Annotated in this window: 19 protein-coding genes and 1 pseudogene; 9 read left to right on the top strand and 11 right to left on the bottom strand. The window is 59.1% G+C overall.

Going from position 1 to position 22,517, the window contains the following annotated elements:
• Window positions 1-253: 253 nt before the first annotated feature.
• Window positions 254-859 carry a cold-shock protein gene (locus KHO49_RS31310; RefSeq protein ID WP_102860555.1) on the top strand — a complete coding sequence of 202 codons (606 nt, stop codon included), beginning with the start codon at window positions 254-256 and terminating at the stop codon, window positions 857-859.
• Between the two features lie 66 nt (window positions 860-925).
• On the opposite strand, the gene KHO49_RS22895 is transcribed toward KHO49_RS31310, so the two are convergent.
• Together KHO49_RS22895 and KHO49_RS22900 are read right to left on the bottom strand one after the other, a co-directional pair.
• Window positions 926-1,132: a SlyX family protein gene (locus KHO49_RS22895; RefSeq protein ID WP_102860554.1), complete on the bottom strand. Its 207-nt coding sequence runs from the start codon at window positions 1,130-1,132 to the stop codon at window positions 926-928.
• A 3-nt stretch (window positions 1,133-1,135) separates the two neighbouring features.
• Window positions 1,136-1,561, bottom strand: coding sequence for an HIT family protein (locus KHO49_RS22900; protein ID WP_213665860.1), 426 nt, complete (start codon window positions 1,559-1,561; stop codon window positions 1,136-1,138).
• 930 nt (window positions 1,562-2,491) lie between these two features.
• Between KHO49_RS22900 and KHO49_RS22905 the strand changes: the two genes are divergently transcribed.
• Window positions 2,492-3,808: an OprD family porin gene (locus KHO49_RS22905; protein WP_102880692.1), complete on the top strand. Its 1,317-nt coding sequence runs from the start codon at window positions 2,492-2,494 to the stop codon at window positions 3,806-3,808.
• A gap of 282 nt (window positions 3,809-4,090) precedes the next feature.
• Here the strand turns inward: KHO49_RS22905 and KHO49_RS22910 are convergent, their stop codons facing one another.
• Window positions 4,091-4,930 (bottom strand): mechanosensitive ion channel family protein, encoded by an 840-nt coding sequence (locus KHO49_RS22910; protein ID WP_102860551.1) that lies wholly within the window; start codon window positions 4,928-4,930, stop codon window positions 4,091-4,093.
• Window positions 4,931-5,066: 136 nt separating this feature from the next.
• Window positions 5,067-5,552, bottom strand: coding sequence for a YajQ family cyclic di-GMP-binding protein (locus KHO49_RS22915; protein WP_102860550.1), 486 nt, complete (start codon window positions 5,550-5,552; stop codon window positions 5,067-5,069).
• 143 nt (window positions 5,553-5,695) lie between these two features.
• On the opposite strand from KHO49_RS22915, the gene KHO49_RS22920 reads away from it, so the two are divergent.
• Genes KHO49_RS22920 through KHO49_RS22930 form a run of 3 tightly spaced genes read left to right on the top strand, consistent with a single transcriptional unit; the run spans window position 5,696 to window position 9,279 of the window.
• On the top strand, window positions 5,696-6,613 hold the full coding sequence (locus KHO49_RS22920) for a putative 2-dehydropantoate 2-reductase (protein WP_213665861.1): 918 nt from the start codon (window positions 5,696-5,698) through the stop codon (window positions 6,611-6,613).
• Window positions 6,614-6,658: 45 nt separating this feature from the next.
• Window positions 6,659-8,695, top strand: a complete 2,037-nt coding sequence (locus KHO49_RS22925; protein WP_102860548.1) for a sensor histidine kinase — start codon at window positions 6,659-6,661, stop codon at window positions 8,693-8,695.
• 2 nt (window positions 8,696-8,697) lie between these two features.
• A complete protein-coding gene (locus KHO49_RS22930) occupies window positions 8,698-9,279 on the top strand; it encodes a cob(I)yrinic acid a,c-diamide adenosyltransferase (protein WP_170001672.1) in 582 nt (193 codons plus the stop codon).
• Between the two features lie 110 nt (window positions 9,280-9,389).
• Here the strand turns inward: KHO49_RS22930 and KHO49_RS22935 are convergent, their stop codons facing one another.
• The 3 genes from KHO49_RS22935 to secA form a co-directional block, all read right to left on the bottom strand.
• A complete protein-coding gene (locus tag KHO49_RS22935; RefSeq protein ID WP_110594881.1) occupies window positions 9,390-10,334 on the bottom strand; it encodes a Nudix family hydrolase in 945 nt (314 codons plus the stop codon).
• A 118-nt stretch (window positions 10,335-10,452) separates the two neighbouring features.
• Window positions 10,453-11,670, bottom strand: a complete 1,218-nt coding sequence (argJ, locus tag KHO49_RS22940; RefSeq protein ID WP_102880697.1) for a bifunctional glutamate N-acetyltransferase/amino-acid acetyltransferase ArgJ — start codon at window positions 11,668-11,670, stop codon at window positions 10,453-10,455.
• Between the two features lie 120 nt (window positions 11,671-11,790).
• Window positions 11,791-14,532: a preprotein translocase subunit SecA gene (secA, locus tag KHO49_RS22945; RefSeq protein WP_102860544.1), complete on the bottom strand. Its 2,742-nt coding sequence runs from the start codon at window positions 14,530-14,532 to the stop codon at window positions 11,791-11,793.
• Window positions 14,533-14,854: 322 nt separating this feature from the next.
• Between secA and KHO49_RS22950 the strand changes: the two genes are divergently transcribed.
• On the top strand, window positions 14,855-15,310 hold the full coding sequence (locus KHO49_RS22950) for a DUF721 domain-containing protein (RefSeq protein WP_102860543.1): 456 nt from the start codon (window positions 14,855-14,857) through the stop codon (window positions 15,308-15,310).
• Window positions 15,311-15,325: 15 nt separating this feature from the next.
• On the opposite strand, the gene KHO49_RS22955 is transcribed toward KHO49_RS22950, so the two are convergent.
• On the bottom strand, window positions 15,326-16,813 hold the full coding sequence (locus KHO49_RS22955) for a helicase HerA-like domain-containing protein (protein ID WP_213665862.1): 1,488 nt from the start codon (window positions 16,811-16,813) through the stop codon (window positions 15,326-15,328).
• A 194-nt stretch (window positions 16,814-17,007) separates the two neighbouring features.
• Between KHO49_RS22955 and KHO49_RS31590 the strand changes: the two are divergent.
• Both KHO49_RS31590 and KHO49_RS31595 read left to right on the top strand, forming a co-directional pair.
• Window positions 17,008-18,039, top strand: a pseudogene (locus KHO49_RS31590) (HAMP domain-containing protein); the annotation flags it as partial.
• Between the two features lie 93 nt (window positions 18,040-18,132).
• On the top strand, window positions 18,133-18,897 hold the full coding sequence (locus tag KHO49_RS31595) for a methyl-accepting chemotaxis protein (protein ID WP_371826169.1): 765 nt from the start codon (window positions 18,133-18,135) through the stop codon (window positions 18,895-18,897).
• 96 nt (window positions 18,898-18,993) lie between these two features.
• On the opposite strand, the gene KHO49_RS22965 is transcribed toward KHO49_RS31595, so the two are convergent.
• Window positions 18,994-19,164 (bottom strand): hypothetical protein, encoded by a 171-nt coding sequence (locus KHO49_RS22965; protein WP_180988429.1) that lies wholly within the window; start codon window positions 19,162-19,164, stop codon window positions 18,994-18,996.
• Between the two features lie 68 nt (window positions 19,165-19,232).
• Window positions 19,233-20,081 (bottom strand): formyltetrahydrofolate deformylase, encoded by an 849-nt coding sequence (gene purU, locus KHO49_RS22970; protein ID WP_102880993.1) that lies wholly within the window; start codon window positions 20,079-20,081, stop codon window positions 19,233-19,235.
• 346 nt (window positions 20,082-20,427) lie between these two features.
• On the opposite strand from purU, the gene mvaT reads away from it, so the two are divergent.
• Window positions 20,428-20,802 carry a histone-like nucleoid-structuring protein MvaT gene (gene mvaT, locus KHO49_RS22975; RefSeq protein WP_102860539.1) on the top strand — a complete coding sequence of 125 codons (375 nt, stop codon included), beginning with the start codon at window positions 20,428-20,430 and terminating at the stop codon, window positions 20,800-20,802.
• A 104-nt stretch (window positions 20,803-20,906) separates the two neighbouring features.
• Here the strand turns inward: mvaT and sbcB are convergent, their stop codons facing one another.
• Window positions 20,907-22,334 (bottom strand): exodeoxyribonuclease I, encoded by a 1,428-nt coding sequence (sbcB, locus tag KHO49_RS22980; RefSeq protein WP_110594884.1) that lies wholly within the window; start codon window positions 22,332-22,334, stop codon window positions 20,907-20,909.
• Window positions 22,335-22,517 lie beyond the last annotated feature (183 nt).

Raw genomic sequence — 22,517 nt, forward strand, 5'->3', positions numbered from 1 at the left:
AGGCCTTTGCCCAATACTGCGAACCCACCGCCTGAGCCACGGCATTTGCGCCCCCCGCCAACGGGCCGCTGCTGATTTGAGAAGGCCTGGGCTTTGCTGTTAAATAGAGCCCGTGTCGCTGTTGCCTATTTCTTCGGCCAGCGCGCATAGGCTGACACCGCGTACGTAACCACCGCCTCACCTATTTGTTCAGAAGCGAACCGTGCGTGATCAGCTCTTCCTTGTGCTTCCTTCTTAACGTGAGTTAATCAAAATGTTGAAAATCGTCCACCTGCTGACAGGCATTGCAGCTCTGCTGCTGTCCTTGATTCCGAGCCTTAGATCCGACGCAATTCCCTACCTGCAACAACCCGATGCTATTTACCTGGCCCTTTTCGGCCTGCTCAACCTGATCCTCGCTCCAGTTATCCCTTACTGGAACAAAGGCTCGCGCCATCATCTGCAGAACCTGGTCAGTGCCCTGCTGGTGCTGGTTGTGGTCCTGCAAACCCTCACCCTGCTGGCACCCATGCCTGTCATTGGCGGCCAACCGGCAGTCCTGGCCAGTTTGTTGATCGCTGTGCTCGCCGTGGCCCTGCATCTGGCCATCAGCTTTTACAAGTCCTCACCGGCGGCCTCCACTGCGCCTACTTACGACATGAGCAATCGCGATACCGGTACCGTGAAGTGGTTCAACACCTCCAAGGGTTTCGGCTTTATCTCCCGGGACTCCGGCGACGATATCTTCGTGCACTTTCGCGCCATTCGCGGAGAAGGCCACCGTGTCCTGGTAGAAGGCCAGCGCGTAGAGTTTTCGGTGATGAACCGCGACAAGGGCCTGCAAGCCGAAGATGTCATCGCCGCACTGCCACGCCGCTGATCCACGCCCACAAAAAAACCGCGCCAAGGCGCGGTTTTTTTATGCATCAAAGACACCTGCTCTCCCTCAATAATGTGGCGGCGGCGCCTCCTCCTCGAAAGATTCGAACTGCCCGACCATTTCTTCCTGGCGCTTGAGCAAGGCACTCATCTGCAACTGCAGGCGTTCCACAACCTTCTGTTGCGATACCAGCACATCGTTCAAGGCTTGAATGGTGTCATCCTGGAACGCCAGACGGCTCTCCAGATCGGTTACACGTTCTTCCAGGCTCATAGTTCAGTCCTCCAGAAACTGGAAATCATCGGCCAACACCACCCGCAACCGATCACGGATCGCCTCAACCTGCTGCGCACTATAAGGCTTGGCCGGATGCTTGCCCCAAACCGGCGCGGGCCAGGCGGCATCATCACGCTTACGCACGATCACATGCATATGCAACTGGCTGACCACATTACCCAGGGTCGCCACATTCATCTTGTCGGCGTCGAAGGAGTCCTTGAGCACTTCAGCCAGAGCCGTGGTTTCCCGCCACAGTTGCTGCTGCTCGGTGACATCCAGCTGAAACAACTCACTGATATCTTCCCGACGTGGCACCAGGATGAACCAGGGATAGTTTGCATCATTGGACAGCAACAACCGGCAGAGGGGGAAATCCCCAATGGGCAATGTGTCTTGTTGCAGCCGTGAATCTAAAGTGAACACCGCGCTTACTCCCGCTCAACTCATTCCAGCCTGGTTTTCAGCATCAACGGCACTGGCCAGGCGACAGACGCGCAGCATACCTGCGAATGCATCGGGCTTCATGATCAATGAGCCTGAGCCCGGATAGCGCCCCCGCACCACTTGGCAAGGAGCCACCTCAATGCAAGAGCCACGCCCCACAGCAGGACACTTTCCGGCGCTTCGCACCATTTGCGTACAAGGCACAGGAAACACCCGAAAAGTGACTGGCCAAGCCATTGATGTTCCTCACCCTACTTGCCCATGACTGTATGAACCGTGCACAGCGTTGCAAAAGTTTTGCACCAGAATCGTACAGACGGTCTACGCTGGAATCCTCAAGCATCCGCCGTCTACTCACTTTGCAGTGTGCGGCGGTAACGTTTTGGCACGCTGTGCAACTTATTGCACAGCCCTGCACCAGGAAGAGCATGGCGTCAAGCCAAACAAAAAGACGCTTGGAAGAGCGATTTTATGCGGTTTTTACAGGTCAGCATGCCGCCCAGCAGAAAAAATACGGGGCAAAATCGGTTTGTGCACGCTTGTTGCATTCAACCCGACATTGTCTGCGGCGGACCACCCGAAGTGGCCCGTCACAGACTCATAATAATAGTGGCAGGGTTGCCCCGCGGTGCTTTGTAGAGTGTGTACATGGGGGGCTCAATTCCTCGTGATATTGCTTCGAAGAACACTGCATAAGTTGTTGGTCCGGATACAGAGTGGCTGCAGAATTGCGACACCAATCGAGCAATTTGCGACAGGGTCGTAAAGAAGCTGAAAGGATAGATAGGCAAGTATCGCCAACATTGTCAGCGTGATATAAGTTTGCGCCGACACAAAAAGAAAGAGCCGCCCAGATAATAAAACAGGTGGGACGGCAGTACTCTTCTAAAACCAAAGGAGCAAATCACGATGCGCGTGATGAAGTGGAGCATGATCGCCCTGGCTGTATCAGCAGGCACCTCGCAGTTCGCAATCGCGTCCTCCCAGGACGACGCAAAGGGCTTTATCGAAGACAGCACCCTGACCGCGAAAACCCGTCTTGAGTACATGAACCGTGACTTCAAGAACGGTGCAGGTAACCGTCAGCGCGACGATGGCACTTTCAAAAGCGGCTATCGCCAAGACACCGGCCTGAGTGAACTGCTGCAGTACAGCTCCGGCTTCACTCAAGGCACCGTAGGTGTAGGCGTTGATGCTTTCGCCATGGGTGTGATCAAGCTGGATGGTGGTGCTGGTCGTTCCGGTAACGGCATGGCAGCCAACAACCGCCTGGGCGAGCCTGAAAAAGACTCGTCTGCTGTAGGTGGCGCAGTCAAGTTCCGCATCTCCGATACCGTACTCAAGTACGGTAATCAAATGGTTGCCAGCCCAGTATTCTCCACCGACGACAGCCGTCTCCTGCCTGAAGTCGCCACCGGTACCTTGATCACCAGTAACGAGATCAAAGGCCTGGAGCTGAATGCGGGTCACTTCACCGCCCTGCGCTCGCAGACCGGTCAGTACAATGACAGCATCAACGGCCGTAACGGCGACACTGGCCTGAAAAACCCAGGTCTGACTTCCGCTGACTTCGCTGGCGCTACCTACCAGTTCACCGATAACTTCGTCGGTGGCGTGGCAACGTCCAAGGTCGATGACTACTTCAAGAAGCAGTACATCAACCTGAACTACACCTTCCCGATCGCCGATAGCCAGTCGCTGAACCTCGACTTCAACGGCTATCGCACCACGGACGATGGCAAGAAACTGTACGGCAAGCTGGACAACAAACTGTGGAGCCTGGCAGCAGCCTACAGCATCGGCCCGAACAAATTCACCATCGCCCACCAACGCTCTACCGGTGATACCAACTACCAGTACGGTGTTGACGGCAACGGCACTGTCTACGTAGCCAACTCCATCCAGATCTCCGACTTCATCGGCGAAGACGAGCGCTCCTGGCAGGCTCGCTACGACCTGAACATGGCGACTCTGGGTGTTCCTGGCCTGAGCTTCATGGCCCGTTACGTGAAGGGTGACAACATCACCACTTCGTCGAACACCGAAGGCAAGGAAAACGAGTTCAACTTCGAAACCAAGTACGTGATGCAAGAAGGTCCAGCCAAAGACCTGTCGTTCCGCCTGCGTAGTGCTGTGTACCGTGCAAACGGTGCTTACAACACTGATTACACCGCAGATAACAACGACGTTCGTATCATCGTAGAGTACCCGCTGAGCATCTTGTAATAACGCTGCCCAGCAGATTGCGCTAACACGCAATATCTATAGAAGCCGCCGCCCCTAATCAGGGCGGCGGCTTTTTTTTGATCATTAAAAGTATCAGGCGGAAGACAAAATAAAATAGCAAGCTAACTAACATAGTGATCAACGACAGTTGCTATATAACAGTCTGCAAAATCTGCCCCACTACAAGCTCTTGGTGGAACCTCAAAAACAAACAAGGGGCCGATAGCCCCTTGTCTTGAACAGCATTAGTTGACTGTACGGCCAACTTTTGAAACTGACTTACTACACTGCGGCTTCCTGAACCACACGAATCACTCGCTGCGGGAAGGGAATATCGATTCCCGCTGCCTTCAAGCGATCACGGGACAGTTCATTGAACTGGAACATTACGTCCCAGTAGTCCTCAGTCTTGACCCAAACCCGCAGCGACAGAGTAATCGCGCTGTCTCCAAGAGTGGACACCACAGCTACCGGTGCAGGATCGGCCAGCACACGTTCGTCTTTCGCCAACTCCAGCAGCACCTCGCGGGCTTTCTGCAGATCCGCGTCGTAGTCCACACCCACGTCGAACACCACCTTGCGGGTCGGCTGACGGTTGTAGTTGGTAATAATGCCGTTGGACAGGTTGCCGTTAGGCACGATCACCGTCTTGTTGTCACCGGTACGCAACACGGTGTGGAAGATCTGAATGCTGTCCACGCTACCGCTGATGCCCTGGGCCTCAATGAAGTCGCCAATACGAAATGGGCGGAACAGCAGGATCAGCACCCCGCCGGCGAAGTTCGCCAGGCTGCCTTGCAAGGCCAGGCCGATGGCCAGACCGGCAGCACCGATCGCGGCGACGAAAGAGGTGGTTTCGACACCAATCATCGAGGCCACGCTGACGATCAGCAGCACTTTGAGAATGATGTTGGCCAAGCTGCTGATAAAACCCTGCAACGCCAGGTCGGCATTGCGCAGCGCCAGCAGCTTGCCCACTTTATGAGTCAGTTTGTTGATCAGCCACCAGCCGATGGCCAGGGTGATTACCGCCAGCAGCACCCGGCTGCCGTATTCCATGATCATGGGAATCCAGGCTTGGGAAGCCCGGACCAGGTTGTCTACTTCAGCGTTCAAATCCATCTATCTCTCCAGATTCCCAGGGTTGCGGCGTGCATGACTGACCGGCAGAACGACCGGCTCACCTGGAGCTCAATCGTTTCTGCCATTGCTCCGGCCTCGGACGCCAAAAAGCTCTAGAGGTTCCCGGAGAAGTGGATCAGTCGCGGAAGTTGTTGAACTGCAGCGGCATGCCGAATTCCTTGGCACGCAGAGCAGCGATGGCCTCTTGCAGGTCGTCGCGCTTCTTGCCGGTAACCCGTACCTGCTCGCCTTGAATCGCCGCCTGCACTTTCAGCTTGGCATCCTTGATATGGGCGACGATCTTCTTCGCCAGCTCTTTATCGATGCCTTCCTTTAATACGGCTTCCTGCTTCATCACCTTGCCCGAGGCAAAAGCGTCCTTTACCTCCAGGCACTGCACGTCGATCTTGCGCTTGACCAGAGCCAGCTTGAGGATCTCGATCATGGCCTCGAGCTGGAATTCAGCTTCGGCGGTCAGGTTGACGGTCAGTTCCTTGTCCTTGAACTCGAAGCTGCCCTTGCCCTTGAGGTCATAGCGGCGATCCAGTTCCTTGACGGCGTTTTCCACCGCGTTGGTGACTTCGTGCTTGTCCAGTTCGGATACCACGTCAAACGACGGCATGTACTCTCTCCAAATAAAAAGGGGCGCTGTTCAAAACATCGAACACGCCCGGCTTGCGGTTAAAATCCGCGCTCATTATAACGGGTCTTTCCACTCCTTCACCGCGCGCCCTTTGCGGGGCTGCGAAACAGAGCGAAAACTTGATGTCCACGACCTGGCATGTTCTCGGCGCCGGCAGCCTCGGCACCTTATGGGCCACCCGCCTGGCCCGCGCCGGCTTGCCCGTGCGCCTGATCCTGCGCGATCAGTCACGCCTGCTGGCCTATCAGGCGGCAGGCGGCCTGACCCTGGTGGAGCAGGGCCAAAGCAGCTTGCAGGCCATACCCGGGGAAACCTGCGATAGCACCGCCCCCATCCATCGCCTGCTGCTGGCGTGCAAGGCCTACGACGCCGAAGCCGCGGTAGCAAGCATCGCCCCCCGCCTGGCCCAGGGAGCCGAATTGATCCTGCTGCAAAATGGCCTGGGCAGCCAGGACGCAGTGGCCGCCAGAGTACCCCAAGTGCGCTGCATCGCCGCCTCCAGCACCGAAGGCGCATTTCGCGACGGTGACTGGCGAGTAGTCTTCGCCGGCCATGGCTACACCTGGCTGGGCGACTCAGGCCACCCTACCCCGCCGATCTGGCTGGATGAGTTGAGCAGCAGTGGCATCCCCCACGAATGGAGCACCCAGATACTGACCCGACTCTGGCGCAAGCTGGCGCTCAATTGTGCGATCAATCCTTTGACGGTGCTGCACGACTGTCGCAACGGCGGCCTGCAGCAACACCAATGCGAAGTGGCAACCTTGTGCGCCGAGCTGAGCGAGTTGCTGCAATGCTGCGGCCAACCTACTGCGGCGCAGAACCTGCAGCAGGAGGTGGAGCGGGTCATCCAGGCCACCGCTGCCAACTACTCCTCGATGCATCAGGATGTGGCCAGTCAACGGCGGACCGAAATCAGCTATTTACTGGGCTACGCCTGCCAGGCCGCCGCCCGTCACCGCTTGCAACTGCCTCATCTGCAACAGTTGCAGCAACGCCTGGTGAGTCACCTGCGTTTACTCGGATTGCCCAGCGACTGAGCAGCGGCTACGCTGCCCACTTGCTCATTTCCAGCGATACAGCCGATGCCATTGCGCCAGCGTCTTGAAAACCTGCCCGTGGGCCAAAAGCTCCTGGCTGCCCTGCTTGTCCTGCTGACCACCGTGCTGCTGGTCGCCAACCTGACCTTTATCAGCGCCGCTTACTGGATATCCCAGGAAAGCATGGCGCCCCAGGCGCTACAGACGATCGGTCGGCTGGTGTCCAACCCAGCCCTGGCGGCACAGGCCCTGAACTCTCCCGAGGATGCGCAAAAGCTGCTCAGCGAGCTGGACAGCTATACCCCCCTGCGGGCGGCCGCTCTCTATGACGGCAAGGGCATGCGCCTGGCCCAACTGCAACACGGTGAACACCTCAAGCTGCCCGAACGTTACCGACACATCGAAGCCTGGCAACTGACCGAGTTTCGCAGCAACCAAGTGATTGCCCTGCCCCGCCCGGGCCAGGCGCCTGGCCATCTGCTGCTGGTGGCTACCAGCGAACTGCCGATGGCGTTCTACACCGGCACCCTCACCGCAAGCCTGGGGATCCTGATTTTCAGCGTGTTGCTGTGGCTGATCATCGCCCGGCAGATCAAGCGCCTGATCACCCAGCCCATTCACCAGCTCGAGGTGCTTTCGCGCCAGGTGACTCGCGAAGAGAACTACTCCCTGCGCGCCTCCCGAGGCAACCACGATGAAATCGGCAGCCTGGCGGAAGCCTTCAACACCATGCTGTCGCGTATCGAAGCCCGGGAACAACAGCTCAAGCGTGCCCGGGACGACTCCCAGGCCGCCTACGATCAGGCCCAGGGGCTGGCGGAGGAAACCCGCCATACCAACCGCAAGCTGGAACTGGAAGTCCAGGTGCGCAGCAAGATCGAGAAGAAACTCACCGGCTTCCAGAACTACCTCAACAGCATCATCGACTCCATGCCCTCGGCGCTGATCGCCCTGGATGAGCAGTTGTACGTCACCCAATGGAACCAGGAGGCCAGCGCCCTGTCCGGCACCCGCCTGGACGAAGCCCTGAACCAGCCGATCTTCCTCGCCTTCGAACCCCTCAAGCCGTTCCTGCCGCAACTCAAGGAAACCGTCGAGCAGCACACCGTCACCAAGGTCGAGCGAGTGACCTGGTTCAAGGATGAGGAAGCCAAGCACTACGCCCTGACCTTCTACCCACTGATGGGCGGCGCCGGTCGCGGCGTGGTGATTCGGATCGACGACATCACCCAGCGCCTGTCCCTGGAAGAAATGATGGTGCAATCAGAGAAGATGCTGTCGGTGGGTGGTCTTGCGGCCGGCATGGCCCACGAGATCAACAACCCTTTGGGAGCGATCCTGCACAACGTGCAGAACATTCGTCGCCGGCTGTCTCCCGACCTGCCCAAGAACCTCGAACACGCGCAGCAGATCGGCGTCGAGCTGCAAACCGTCAACCACTATCTGGAAAGCCGCGAAGTGCCGCAGTTGCTCGATGGTATTCAACAAGCCGGGGCCCGCGCCGCCAAGATCGTCACCCACATGCTCAGTTTCAGCCGGCGCAGCAATCGCCAGATGGCCCCCTGCGATCTGCCGGCACTGATTGATCAGGCGGTGGAAATCGCCAGCAATGACTTTGACCTGGCCATAGGCTTCGACTTCAAGGGGCAGGCGATTATCCGTCAGTTCGACCCGAACCTGGGGCCCGTGCCCGGCACCGCCAACGAGCTGGAGCAAGTGTTGCTCAACCTGCTGAAGAACGCCGCCCAGGCCATTCACCAGCGTGAGGACGACAGCGAACCCGGTCGTATCATCCTGCGCACCAAACTGAATCCGCCCTGGGCGGAAATCCAGGTGGAAGACAACGGCGTCGGCATGAGCGAAAGCGTGCGCAAACGCACCTTCGAGCCCTTCTTCACCACCAAGGAGATCGGCCAGGGCACCGGACTCGGACTGTCGGTGTCGTACTTCATCATCACCAACAACCACAAGGGGCAAATGGAAGTGCAATCGACCCGGGGCCAAGGCACCTGCTTTACCTTGCGCCTGCCCCTGGCCAGCAGCCAGCCCCAGATTCAAGAACCCCTACCACTGGAGAACTAAGCATGGGTTTTCGCTTGTCGAAGATTTACACCCGCACCGGCGACAAAGGCGAAACCGGACTCGGAGACGGCCGCCGGGTTGCCAAGGATCATCCTCGAGTGGAAGCCATCGGTGAGGTCGACACCTTGAACAGCCAGTTGGGACTGCTCCTGGCCGGCCTGGAAGAGCAGGTTGATACCTGCCAGGGCTTCAAGGAAATCATCGAGGTATTGGCCCCCTGTCAGCACCGGCTGTTCGATCTGGGGGGCGAACTGGCAATGCCGGTGTATCAAGCCCTCAATGAGGCCGAGGTGGAACGTCTTGAGGCGGCCATCGATGTCTGGAATGAAGAGCTGGGCCCCCTGGAGAACTTCATCCTCCCCGGTGGTTCGTCACTGATCGCCCAGGCCCACGTTTGCCGCAGCCTGGCTCGCAGCGCCGAGCGTCGCTGCCAACACCTGAATGCCGTGGAACCCTTGCAGGGAGTGGGACTGGCCTACATCAATCGCCTGTCGGACTTGCTGTTTGTCGCGGCGCGCCTGATTGCCAAGCGCCAGGGCATCGCCGAAATCCTCTGGCAGGCCGCCGCCAAACCCTCCGCGTAGGAGCGGGCTTGCCGGCGATCGGGCCCACGAGCCTTGGGCAACGGCCGACGATGCGCTGGCAAGCCAGCTCCATAGACAGCCGCTAGCCAGCACTGCCACAGAGGATGCCTTCAGTCCTGGGGCCAGAAGGCACGGATACCGGCAACACCTTGAGCACCGGCTTCCCAGGCTTGCTGGCACTCGGCAGGCCCCACGCCTCCCAGCAGATAGGCAGGCCTGTTGAAACCACTGAGCAACTGCTGCGCCTGCTCCCAGCCCAGGGGTTGGGCGTCGGGGTGAGTCTGGGTCGGCTGCACCGGGGACAAGGTCACGAAATCCACATCCATCTGCTGCGCCAGGGACAGTTCCTCGGCGTTATGGCAGGAGGCGGCCAACCAGCGATCCTTGCCAAAAGGCCGCCCAGCGCTGGCGTACTTGCGCAATTGCGCCGCAGTAATGTGCCAGCCGGCGGAGGGAAAATCCCCCAGCCACTCGAAAGGCCCCTTGAGCATCAACTGCGCCTTGCCCGCACACAGGCCCACTGCGTCCACCGCCAGATCGCGGTACTGCGGATCGTAGCCACCAGGGGCGCGCAACTGAATCAGCTTGCTGCCCTGGGCAATGGCCTTCTGCATGCCTCGCAGCAAGGTCGGAGTTTCCAGACCTTCTGGGGTAATCAGGTAGTGAGCGGGTAAACGCGCTGCAGCGACAATCGGCTGATTGGCCGCGGGGAATTCATAATCGGCCAGCTCACGAGGGCTGACCCAGGCCAGGGGCTGGCCTTCGGCGCCGTGAGGCTCGCCGCTGAATGCCGAAACCTCCCAGACATCCAGCAACACCTGTTTATCCGGGTAATCGTGCTGCACCTTGATCAGCGGGCGCGCCGTCTGTACGACGATACCCAACTCTTCCTGCAGCTCGCGGGCCAGCGCGGTTTGTACCGCTTCTCCAGCCTCGACCTTGCCTCCGGGAAACTCCCACAGGCCACCTTGATGCTGAGTATCGGCACGCCGGGCAATCAGGATCTTGCCGCTGGCATCCCGGATGACGGCCGCAGCCACATGTACTCGTTTCACCGCACTGTTTCCTCTGATCAGGCATTGGGCCTGGCCCTCACGGGCCAGGCGTTGAGATGCGCGCTTCGCCGGCAAGCCGGCTCCCGCAGTGGCTGGAGCAGCGTTGCCGGAGAGGTGCTTAAGTGCGGTATTCCGCGTTGATCTTCACGTACTCGTGAGACAGATCAGTGGTCCAGATGGTTTCGCTGCAAGCACCACGCCCCAATTCGATGCGAATGGTGATTTCTTCCTGCTGCATCACGGCCGCGCCCTGGGCCTCGGTGTAGCTGGCAGCACGCGCACCACGGCTGGCAATGCAGACTTCACCGAGGAACACATCGATCTTGCTGACATCCAGATCCGCTACGCCAGCACGGCCGACGGCGGCGAGAATGCGGCCCCAGTTCGGATCGGAGGCGAACAGGGCGGTCTTGATCAGCGGCGAGTGAGCCACGGTGTAGCCCACGTCCAGGCATTCCTGGTGAGTGCCACCGCCGTTGACTTCAACGGTGACAAACTTGGTTGCACCTTCGCCATCACGGACGATGGCCTGGGCCACGTCCATGCACACCTCGAACACCGCCTGCTTCAGGGCAGCGAACAGCGGGCCCTCGGCCTTAGTGATTTCCGGCAGCTTGGCCTGACCGGTAGCGATCAGCATGCAGCAATCGTTGGTGGAGGTATCGCCGTCGATGGTGATGCGGTTGAACGACTTGTTGGCACCGTCCAGCAACAGGTTTTGCAGCACTTCCCGGGAGACTTTGGCATCGGTGGCGATGTAGCCGAGCATGGTGGCCATGTTCGGACGGATCATCCCCGCCCCCTTGCTGATGCCGGTCACGGTGATGGTCACGCCATCGTGCTGGAACTGGCGGCTGGCGCCCTTGGGCAAGGTGTCAGTGGTCATGATCCCGGTAGCCGCAGCCGCCCAGTTGTCCACGGACAGGTCATCCAGTGCGGCTTGCAGAGCCCCCTCGATTTTCTCTACCGGCAGCGGTTCGCCAATCACCCCAGTGGAGTACGGCAGCACAGCGCTGGCATCGACGCCGGTCAGCTCCGCCAGCTTGGCGCAAGTGCGGGTGGCAGCAGCCAGGCCCGGCTCGCCGGTACCGGCGTTGGCATTACCGGTGTTGGTCAGCAGATAACGCACCGCCCCCTGCACACGCTGCTTGGCCAGGATCACCGGCGCGGCGCAGAACGCGTTGAGCGTGAACACACCGGCTACGGTGGAGCCTTCGGCACAGCGCATGACCACCACATCCTTGCGCCCGGGGCGCTTGATGCCGGCCGAAGCGATACCGAGCTCAAAACCGGCAACCGGGTGCAACGTAGGCAAAGGACCAAGACCAACAGCCATGAATGCGCTCCTCTTATCAGGTGTCTGCACCGTCGTCTCAAAAGACGGTGTTGCAAATGGAAAAACGCCGCGACGGCGGATGCCGTCACGGCGCGGGTGTTTCAGTGTCTGGCGAGGATCTTAGTTGATCTGGCCGTGACAGTGTTTGTACTTCTTGCCCGAACCGCAGTAGCACAGTTCGTTGCGTCCCAGTTTCTGTTCGTTGCGCACCGGCGCGGTAGCCAGGGCGACATCGACATCCACCCCTTCTTCCTGCGCTTGCGGCTGATCCAGACCCGGAGCCTCGGCGTGTTCGAACTGCAGGCGCTGAGCCAGTGCCTCGGCTTCCTGACGCAGGCGTGCCTCTTCCTCAGCCGGATCTTCGCGGCGGACCTGCACATGGGACAGGACGCGGATCGAGTCGCGCTTGATGGAATCCAGCAACTCGGAGAACAGGGTGAAGGACTCGCGCTTGTACTCCTGCTTCGGGTTCTTCTGCGCATAACCGCGCAGGTGAATACCGTGGCGCAGGTGGTCCATGGTGGACAGGTGGTCTTTCCACAAGTCATCCAGTACCCGCAGTACGATCTGCTTCTCGAAAGAACGCAGCGCTTCGGCACCGGCCTGGTCTTCTTTCTCGTTGTACGCGGCGATCAACTCGTTGAGTAGCTTCTCGCGCAGGGTTTCTTCGTACAGGTGATCGTCTTCGTCGAGCCACTGCTGGATCGGCAGGCTTACACCGAAACCGCTCTGGATCGACTCTTCCAGACCGGCCACGTCCCACTGCTCGGGCAGCGATTGCGGCGGAATATGCGCGCTGACGGTGGCGTTGAGAACGTCCTGGCGGAAATCGGCGATGGTTTCGCCAATGTTGTCCGCAGCCAACAAGGTGTTGCGCATGTGATAGATCACTTTACGCTGCTCGTTGTTGACGTCGTCGAACTCCAGCAATTGCTTACGGATGTCGAAGTTGCGGCCTTCCACCTTGCGCTGAGCCTTCTCGATGGCGTTGGTCACCATGCGATGCTCGATAGCCTCGCCGGACTGCATGCCCAACGCTTTCATGAAGTTCTTCACCCGGTCAGAGGCAAAGATGCGCATCAGGCTGTCTTCCAGGGACAGGTAGAAACGGCTGGAACCGGCGTCACCCTGACGACCAGCACGACCACGCAGCTGGTTGTCGATACGGCGCGACTCGTGACGCTCGGAAGCGATTACCTGCAGGCCACCGGACTCCAGCACTTGCTGGTGACGCTTCTGCCAGTCGGCCTTGATCTGGGCGATCTGCTCAGGCGTCGGGTTCTCCAGAGAGGCGACCTCCACTTCCCAGTTACCACCCAGCAGGATGTCGGTACCACGACCGGCCATGTTGGTGGCGATGGTCAAGGCCCCCGGGCGACCGGCCTGGGCGATGATTTCCGCTTCCTTCTCGTGGAACTTGGCGTTCAGGACCTTGTGCTCGATGCCTTCCTTGTTGAGCAGGTTGGACATGTGCTCGGAGGTTTCGATGGTCGCAGTACCTACCAGTACCGGACGGCCCTGGGCCATGCACTCCTTGATGTCATTGATGATCGCGGCGTATTTCTCGTCCGCGGTCAGGAACACCAGGTCGTTGTAGTCCTTACGAGCCAGCGGCTTGTTCGGCGGAATCACCATCACCTGCAGGCCGTAGATCTGATGGAACTCGAAGGCTTCGGTGTCGGCGGTGCCGGTCATGCCGGACAGCTTGGTGTACAGACGGAAGTAGTTCTGGAAAGTGGTCGAGGCCAGGGTCTGGCTCTCGGCCTGGATGTTGAGGTTTTCCTTGGCTTCGATGGCCTGGTGCAGGCCTTCGGACAGGCGACGCCCCGGCATGGTCCGGCCGGTGTGCTCGTCCACCAGGACCACTTGGCCATCCTGGACGATGTATTCGACGTTGCGATTGAACAGCTTGTGGGCACGCAGGCCGGCATAGACGTGAGTCAACAAGCCCAGGTTGTGGGCCGAGTACAGGCTTTCGCCTTCCGCCAGCAGGCCGACCTGGGTCAGCATTTCTTCGATGAACTGGTGACCGGCTTCGTTGAGTTCGACCTGACGGGTCTTCTCGTCGACAGTAAAGTGACCAGCCTTGGTGACCTGACCTTCCACTTCCTCGATGTGCTGCTCGAGACGCGGGATCAGCTTGTTGATTTCGGTGTACAGGCGGGAACTGTCTTCAGCCTGACCGGAGATGATCAACGGGGTACGGGCTTCGTCGATAAGGATCGAGTCGACTTCGTCGATCACGGCAAAATTGAGCTCGCGCTGGAACTTGTCTTCCATGCTGAAAGCCATGTTGTCGCGCAAGTAGTCGAAACCGAATTCGTTGTTGGTGCCGTAGGTGATGTCGGCGGCGTAGGCGGCGCGCTTCTCTTCCGGCGGCTGGAACGGCGTGACCACGCCAACAGTCAGGCCGAGGAATTCATAAAGCGGACGCATCCAGTTGGCGTCACGGCGAGCCAGGTAGTCGTTCACCGTCACTACGTGCACGCCCTTGCCGGACAGTGCGTTGAGGTAGACGCCCAGAGTTGCCACCAGGGTCTTGCCTTCACCGGTACGCATCTCGGCGATCTTGCCTTCATGCAAGGTCATGCCACCGATCAACTGCACGTCGAAGTGACGCATCCCCATGACGCGCTTACCGGCTTCACGGGCGACCGCGAAGGCTTCGGGAAGCAATTTGTCGAGGGTTTCACCCTTGGCGATACGGGCCTTGAACTCGGCAGTCTTGGCACGCAATTGATCGTCCGAAAGGGCCACCATTTGCTCTTCGAAGGCATTGACGATTTGTACCGTCTTGAGCATGCGTTTGACTTCACGCTCGTTCTTGCTTCCAAAAAGTTTCTTTAACAAAGGCGCAAACATATCGGCAGGATCTTCCACACATAGGGTTGGAGGGCGGCCCCGTGAGTCGCCCGAGCAGCCCTCATGGCCGCATGCGAACGAGCATTCTACCCGGAAACGATGGTGAGGAAAGTGGCGTTATTCCACGATGCTGGCACAGCGCTGTGACGGGGCTCACCTAAAATAAGGGCTTTTTGCCGAACTTCAAGCCCATTGACCACAGAACTTAATGATTACGATCAGCAAAGCGCCAGAAAGTAGTCAAAGTACGAAAAAGCAATGAAAGCGGTGCCCCGGGCGCTTTCTGCTACCATGGCGCCTCTGTAACTTCAGGTTTCTGATCATGGCATTTCGCCCCCTTACGGCACGCGCGCCTGCCGTTCTTCTTCGCGAAGCCAAGCCACTCAAAGCCATACTCGGCCACGCCCAGCGCCTGGCGCATCTGCAGCGCCTGCTGGAGAGCCAGTTGCAACCGGCTGCTCGCGAACATTGCCACGTCGCCTCCTGGCGAGAAGGCAGCTTGCTGCTGATCGTCACCGATGGCCACTGGGCTACGCGCCTGCGCTATCAGCAAAAACGCCTGCAGCGCCAATTGCAGGAGTTCAACGAGTTCAGCAACCTCACGCGCATCCTGTTCAAGGTCCAGCCACCCACGGTCCAACAGGGCGCAGTGGGGCACACCATGGATCTGTCGAACAACGCCGCCGAAACCATCCAGGCCACAGCCGAAGGCATCACCGATCCCAATCTGCGTGCCGCCCTGGAGCGCCTGGCCAGCCACGCCAAACCACGGGGCTGACCCAGACGCCAGGCTTCAGCGCCGCTTGCTGCCACCCAGCAACGACCCCATCAGCCCCCTGACCAATTGCCGGCCCAACTGATTGGCCGCCTGACGCATGGCTGACTTCAACGCCTGCCCGGCCGCCGTGCCGAGGAACTCACCCGCCCGGTCAGCCAGGCTCGGTTCTTCAGCGCCGGGCTTGTCGGGCGTCGCCTGCGCTTCAGGCGCCAGGTCCTTGCGCCCCATCAACACCTCATAGGCAGACTCACGATCGATAGGCTTGTCATAACGCCCCTGTAACGGCGAACTGGCGATCAGGGCCTTGCGCTCAGCCTCAGTCAAAGGTCCGACTCGCGATTGCGGAGGCGCCACCAACACGCGCTGGACCATCTCCGGCGTGCCCTTATCTTGCAGAGTACCCACCAGCGCCTCGCCGATACCCAGCTCAGTGAGCACCGCCAGCGCATCGAAGTCCGGGTTCGGACGGAAACCATCGGCCACAGCCCGCAACGACTTCTGCTCCTTGGCGGTGAACGCCCGCAAGCCATGCTGAATACGCAGGCCCAGTTGAGCCAGCACATCGTCCGGCAAATCCCCTGGCGATTGGGTCACGAAATACACCCCCACCCCCTTGGAACGAATCAGCCGTACCACCTGCTCCAGTCGATCCTGCAAAGCCTTGGGAGTGCCCGCAAACAGCAAGTGGGCCTCGTCGAAAAACAGCGCCAGCACAGGCTTGTCCGCATCACCGCGTTCCGGCAATTGCTCGAACAACTCAGCCAGCAGCCATAAAAGGAAGGTCGCATAGACTTTCGGCGCCTCATGCACCAGACGGCTGGCATCGAGCAGATGAATCCGCCCACGGCCATCGGCCGCCGGTTGTAGAATGTCTTCCAGTTGCAACGCGGGCTCACCGAACAGAGCTTCCGCCCCTTGCTGCTCCAGGGTCGCCAAGCGCCGCAACAGCGCCTGACTGGAGCCTGTGGTCATCAGCGCCGCGTCATCTCCCAGCAGTTGGGGGTTGTCCTTGAGGTGATTGAGCAGCGCCTTGAGATCCTTCAAATCCAGCAACAAAAGCCCTTCACGGTCCGCCACCTTGAACGCCGCATACAACGCCGACTGCTGACTGTCGGTGAGCTCAAGCAGGCTGCCCAACAATAGCGGACCCATTTCGCTCAAGGTGGTGCGCAAGGGATGACCGGACTGGCCCTGGATATCCCACAGCGTTACCGGATACGCCTGAGGCTTATGCTCAAGCCACGACATGCCGGCGATCCGTTCGGCGATCTTGCCCTGTGGATTGCCCGCCGCCCCCAGCCCGCACAGATCGCCTTTGATATCCGCGGCGAACACCGCCACCCCGGCGTCACTGAAGGCCTCGGCCAGGCGTTGCAAGGTCACGGTCTTGCCAGTGCCGGTGGCGCCCGCCACCAGGCCATGGCGGTTGGCCAGGCGCATGGCCTGAGCGATCGGCTGACCACCAAGGTCGGCACCGATAACGAGTTGCGATGAATCAGGCATTTTGTCACCCCTGGTTAAGCTTTGGCCTTACACGGTCGATATGAAGAAATGATGGATCAGAAGTATCTGAAATAAAGGTCAGGTAATTCCTTTGGGATAGATGGAGATATCAGCTTACTTATAACACCGCCCATTCTGCGCGCTTTTCCAACCCGATGCCCTGGACTCAAAGACCTTAGCGGACACACCAAGCCATGAACAAAAATCTGCGCTTCAGCCACAAGATCCTGCTTGCCGCCTCGCTGATCGTCATAGCTGCATTTGCGCTATTCACGCTCTACAACGATTACCTGCAACGCAACGCCATTCGTGATGATCTGGACAACTATCTTCAGGAAATGGGCGACGTTACGGCAAAAAATATTCAGACCTGGCTCGCCGGTCGCGCCTTGCTGATCGAGAACATCTCGCAATCGGTAGCGCTGAACCCCGACCCGACCAATGTCAGCAATCTGCTGGAACAGAAGTCCGTGAGCTCAACCTTCATGGGGGCTTACCTGGGTAACAAGGATGGCACCTTCATCATCCGCCCCAACAGCAAGATGCCCGACGGCTACGACCCTCGCGCACGTCCTTGGTACAAGAGTGCCGAGAGCACCAATGGCTCGGCCCTGACCGAACCCTACATCGACCTGGCCTCCGGCCAACTGGTGATTTCCATTGTCGACAGCGTGATCAAGGCCGGCCAGCGTGTTGGTGTAGTGGGCGGCGACCTCAGCCTGCAGGTGATTGCCGACAGCATCAATGCCCTGGACTTCGACGGCATGGGCTACGCCTTCCTGATCAGCGCCGACGGCAAGATCCTGGTGCACCCGGACAAGAACCTGGTGATGAAGAATCTCAAGGACGTCTATCCCCAGGACACCCCACGTATCAGCAGCGAGCTCAGTGAGGTCAGCGTCGACGGCAAAACCCGCATCGTCACCTTCACCCCGATCAAGGGCCTGTCTTCGGTGAACTGGTACATCGGCCTGTCGGTGGACAAGGACAAGGCCTTCGCCATGCTCAGCGAATTCCGTACCTCGGCCCTGATCGCCACCCTGACCGCCGTGGCCCTGACCATCGCCCTGCTGGGCCTGCTGATTCGCCTGCTCATGCAGCCCCTGCATGTGATGACCCGCGCCATGCAAGACATTGCCGATGGCGAAGGCGACCTGACCCGCCGCCTGAACATCCACAACCAGGACGAATTCGGCATCCTCGGTACCGCCTTCAACCGTTTTGTCGAACGTATCCACGGTTCGATCCGCGAAGTCTCCTCGGCCACCGAGCATGTCAACGAAGTAGCCCTGCGGGTGGTCAGCGCCTCCAACTCATCGATGCTCAACTCCGATGAGCAGGCCAGTCGCACCAACAGTGTCGCCGCTGCCATCAATCAACTGGGGGCCGCGGCCCAGGAAATCGCCCGTAATGCCGCCCAGGCCTCGCAGCAGGCCAGCGACGCCCGCAACCTGGCTGAAGACGGCCAGCAGGTGGTGGATCGCAGCATCCAGGCGATGAACCAGCTGTCGGACATGATCAGCGCCTCCAGCAGCAACATCGAGACCCTGAACAGCAAGACCGTGAACATCGGGCAGATTCTCGAAGTCATCACCAGCATTTCCCAACAGACCAACTTGCTGGCACTCAACGCCGCCATTGAAGCCGCCCGTGCAGGTGAAGCCGGCCGCGGATTTGCCGTGGTTGCCGACGAAGTGCGCAACCTGGCGCACCGCACCCAAGAGTCGGCGCAGCAGGTACAGACCATGATCGAGGAACTGCAAGTGGGCGCCCGCGAGTCGGTGAGCACCATGAGCAACAGCCAGCGTCACAGCCAGGACAGCGTGGAGATCGCCAACCAGGCAGGAGAACGCCTGAACAGCGTGACCCAGCGCATTGGTGAAATCGACGGCATGAACCAGTCGGTGGCCACCGCCACCGAGGAACAGACTTCGGTGGTGGAGTCCATCAACATGGACATCACCGAAATCAATACGCTGAACCAGGAAGGCGTGGAAAACCTCCAGGCGACACTGCGGGCCTGCTCCGATCTGGAACAGCAAGCAGCGCGCTTGAAGCATCTGGTAGGCAGTTTCAGGATTTGATGACGGGCCTCAGGGCCCTTTCGCCGGCGAGTCGGCTCCTACGCGAGGAGCCGATTGCCAAGCTTTAAAATAGAAGCCGGCTTGCCGGCGAACCACTCACTGCGGTTGCGGCGCGAGCTCCTGCTGCAACTGTTCCCACAGTTGGGCGGCACCCGGAAACTCGGTGCCGTCATCGGCATCAAGTTCATCGGGGTCATAGCGGCTCAAGCACCCCTCGCCGAGGGTCGCGGGGGCCTGGGAAGTGGCTTTATCCAGTGGATCGGTCATCGGGCTGACCTCGTGATTTACAGAACCAGGAGCGGGATATTGAACCCCCGCTCCTGGTTTTTTTTCAATCAGAACACCACGGTCTTGTTGCCGTGCACCAGCACACGGTCTTCCAGGTGGTAGCGCAGGCCGCGGGCCAGGACCATCTTCTCCACATCACGACCGAAACGCACCATGTCCTCGATGCTGTCGCTGTGGCTGACCCGTACCACGTCCTGCTCGATGATCGGACCGGCGTCCAGCTCTTCGGTGACGTAGTGGCAGGTGGCGCCAATCAGCTTCACCCCACGCAGAGAAGCCTGGTGGTAAGGCTTGGCACCGACGAAGGACGGCAGGAAGCTGTGGTGGATGTTGATCACCTTGTGCGCATATTCGCTGCACAACGCCGGCGGCAGGATTTGCATGTAGCGCGCCAGCACCACCACTTCGGCGTCGTGCTGTTTGACCAGACGCGAGACCTCGGCGAAAGCCGGCTCCTTGTCCTGGGGATTGACCGGTACGTGGTAATAAGGAATACCGTGCCACTCGACCATGCTGCGCAGGTCATCGTGGTTGGAGATCACACAGACGATCTCACAGTCCAGCTCATCGCTGTGCCAGCGGTGCAACAAGTCGGCCAGGCAATGGGACTCGCGACTGGCCATGAGCACCACACGCTTTTTCTCGGCGGTATCAGTGATTCGCCAGTCCATCGAGAACTCTTCGGCGATCGGCGCAAATGCCTCGCGAAAAGCCTCCAGGCCAAAAGGCAGGGAATCGGCACGAATCTCGTGGCGCATGAAGAACCAGCCACTGAGGTTGTCCGAGTGGTGGCTCGCTTCGGTGATCCAACCGTTATGGGAGGCCAGAAAGTTACTGACTTTGGCAACGATGCCAACGCGGTCAGGGCAAGAAATCACCAACCGAAAGGTGCGCATGAGGGGGAAACTCCAGAACTTCGCAAAGGTCGCCATTCTAGCCACTGCGCGAAAAAACTGCAGTATCCATTGCGCGCCGGGCCTTGATTAGATTGGCAATCGCCGCTTGAAACGCCTAATCCACAGCCACTGCAACGACAGATACCGACACTTGCCAATAGCGCACAACTAGTTTGTGAATAGCGCAGTTGAACCCTTCGACCTATTAAATACCGAAATGATTTTTACGTCTAAACACACTAAGAGAGACAAATAAAACAGCGGTATTATGTTTACTTGCACATACTCTCTGACTATTATTGCGACATTGTCACCCAGCCACTCAGCGCTCAATAAGGTAGTCCACATGTCCCTGATCAACGAATACCGTGCTACAGAAGAAGCCATTAAAGAACTGCAAGCACGTTTGAAAAACCTGTCCCAAGACGACAAACTGAAAACCGAACTGGAATTCGAAGGCAAACTGCGCAGCCTGATGGGCGAGTACTCCAAGTCCCTGCGCGACATCATCGCCCTGCTGGATCCGGACTCGAAAGTTAAAGCACCACGCGCCGCAGTAAAAACCACCGGCACCAAGCGTGCTCGTAAAGTTAAACAGTACAAAAACCCGCACAACGGTGAAGTCATCGAAACCAAAGGTGGCAACCACAAGACTCTGAAAGAGTGGAAAGCCAAGTGGGGCGGCGATGTGGTTGAAGGCTGGGCAACCCTGCTGGGCTAAGCCTTGCCAGTGAGCGCCCGGGCTCCTGCAGTCCGATTGAAAAACGCCAGCCCGCTGGCGTTTTTTTATGCCCCGGCAACCTGTTCCAGAGCCGGGGCCATCGTTCAAAGAGCCAGGCGCCCAGCCAAGGCCCGAACATGCTCGCGCCACTCATCCAGCACCTGGCGCTGCTTCGGATCAGCACTTAACAACGATTGCTCAAGTCCCTGAGCAAAACTTTCCAGGGTATTGGGCGCGCCGAGTTTCGGGTCAAGCAAACGCTGCTGACAGAACCCGCGCCAACGCTCTTGCTCAGTTTTATCCAATGTCTCTGGAAAGTTGCGGGCACGGTAGCGAAAGAGCAATTCAGGCAAGCGCTCATCATCAAATGGCCACTGTTGCTGAGCCAAATGCAACGGATCAGCCTCACGCACTTGCTCACACAAACGCCGGTCGCGATCACCAATAAAGCCGTCGTACAACTGTTGCTCCGGGTCCTCGCTGGCCGCGAACTCGTCAGGGCCATAAATCACCGAAAGTTTATCCCGCCAAACTTCCTGGGCTTCAGTCAAAAGCAAGCCACGGCGCTGGTACTGCTCCATGTCCAAGTGCAGCCGTTGTTGATCCTCCACGCGCAAGACATTCAAGGGCGCCACTACCGGGCAGCGATTGATATGGATGAGTTTCAACGGCACTGGCAGCTCACCCTCCAGAAGATCTTCGCGCCGCGTATATAAACGCTGACGCAAGGTTTCGGCATCCAGATCCAGCAGCCCCTGCGGATCCAGATGCAGATCACAAACGATCAGCGCATTGCGGTTGCGTGGGTGCCAGGCCAGGGGCAGCACCACCCCGATGTAGTGCCGGGCCGCAGAGAAACGCCCGGAAATATGCACCAGAGGCTGCAGCAGGCGGATCTGATCCATCACCCGCTGCTTGCTGCGCAGTTGAAACAGCCAGTCATAGAGCTTGGGTTGCTTGTCGCGAATCAGACGCGCCAAGGCAATGGTGGCGCGGACATCGGACAGTGCATCGTGGGCCTGGCCGTGGTCGATACCATTGGCAGCGGTCAGGCGCTCCAGCTTGAGGGTCACCTGCCCCTGCTCCTGCGGCCAGACGATCCCCTCGGGACGCAGAGCGTAGGCCGTACGCACCACATCGATCAGGTCCCAGCGGCTGTTGCCGCCCTGCCATTCACGGGCATAGGGATCGAAGAAATTGCGGTACAGGCTGTAGCGGGTCACTTCATCGTCGAAACGCAAGGTGTTGTAGCCAACGCCGCAAGTCCCAGGGCGCGCCAGTTGCCCGTGCACCCGGGTCATGAAATCCGCCTCGCTCAAACCCTGCGCCGCCAGACGGCTCGGGGTGATGCCAGTGATCATGCAGGCCACCGGGTGCGGCAGGATATCGTCGCTGGGCTGGCAGTAGAGGTTGACCGGCTCGTCGATCTCATTGAGCGCCAGATCGGTGCGAATACCGGCCACTTGTAACGGGCGATCGCTGCGAGGATTGATGCCGGTGGTTTCGTAGTCGTACCAAAAGAGGGAAGTCACGGCCTGTTCCTGAACTGAAAGACCGCCGCAGTCTAGGCGCTCAAGCATCCCCAGGGCCAGCCGCGCGAACCGGCGGCACGCAGAGCGCCACGTTGAATTAGCAGTTAATGATGTCGTTTGCCCCTCGGACACTGCTAGCATCTGCGCTGGATTTTTCTCTACCAGGCCAAGCCCCAAAGTTGC

Origin of the sequence: Pseudomonas sp. RC4D1 (assembly GCF_018390395.1) — a bacterium.
GTDB classification, from domain to species: Bacteria; Pseudomonadota; Gammaproteobacteria; order Pseudomonadales; family Pseudomonadaceae; genus Aquipseudomonas; species Aquipseudomonas danubii.

Coding starts and splice junctions, on each gene's coding strand:
- KHO49_RS22925 (WP_102860548.1), top strand. CDS start 6,659: ATGCCATTGCGCCAGCGTCTTGAAAACCTGCCCGTGGGCCAAAAGCTC.
- KHO49_RS22905 (WP_102880692.1), top strand. CDS start 2,492: ATGCGCGTGATGAAGTGGAGCATGATCGCCCTGGCTGTATCAGCAGGC.
- mvaT (WP_102860539.1), top strand. CDS start 20,428: ATGTCCCTGATCAACGAATACCGTGCTACAGAAGAAGCCATTAAAGAA.
- KHO49_RS31595 (WP_371826169.1), top strand. CDS start 18,133: ATGCTCAACTCCGATGAGCAGGCCAGTCGCACCAACAGTGTCGCCGCT.
- KHO49_RS22915 (WP_102860550.1), bottom strand. CDS start 5,552: ATGCCGTCGTTTGACGTGGTATCCGAACTGGACAAGCACGAAGTCACC.
- KHO49_RS22950 (WP_102860543.1), top strand. CDS start 14,855: ATGGCATTTCGCCCCCTTACGGCACGCGCGCCTGCCGTTCTTCTTCGC.
- KHO49_RS22965 (WP_180988429.1), bottom strand. CDS start 19,164: ATGACCGATCCACTGGATAAAGCCACTTCCCAGGCCCCCGCGACCCTC.
- KHO49_RS22895 (WP_102860554.1), bottom strand. CDS start 1,132: ATGAGCCTGGAAGAACGTGTAACCGATCTGGAGAGCCGTCTGGCGTTC.
- KHO49_RS22910 (WP_102860551.1), bottom strand. CDS start 4,930: ATGGATTTGAACGCTGAAGTAGACAACCTGGTCCGGGCTTCCCAAGCC.
- KHO49_RS22920 (WP_213665861.1), top strand. CDS start 5,696: ATGTCCACGACCTGGCATGTTCTCGGCGCCGGCAGCCTCGGCACCTTA.
- KHO49_RS22955 (WP_213665862.1), bottom strand. CDS start 16,813: ATGCCTGATTCATCGCAACTCGTTATCGGTGCCGACCTTGGTGGTCAG.
- purU (WP_102880993.1), bottom strand. CDS start 20,081: ATGCGCACCTTTCGGTTGGTGATTTCTTGCCCTGACCGCGTTGGCATC.
- secA (WP_102860544.1), bottom strand. CDS start 14,532: ATGTTTGCGCCTTTGTTAAAGAAACTTTTTGGAAGCAAGAACGAGCGT.
- argJ (WP_102880697.1), bottom strand. CDS start 11,670: ATGGCTGTTGGTCTTGGTCCTTTGCCTACGTTGCACCCGGTTGCCGGT.
- KHO49_RS22930 (WP_170001672.1), top strand. CDS start 8,698: ATGGGTTTTCGCTTGTCGAAGATTTACACCCGCACCGGCGACAAAGGC.
- KHO49_RS31310 (WP_102860555.1), top strand. CDS start 254: ATGTTGAAAATCGTCCACCTGCTGACAGGCATTGCAGCTCTGCTGCTG.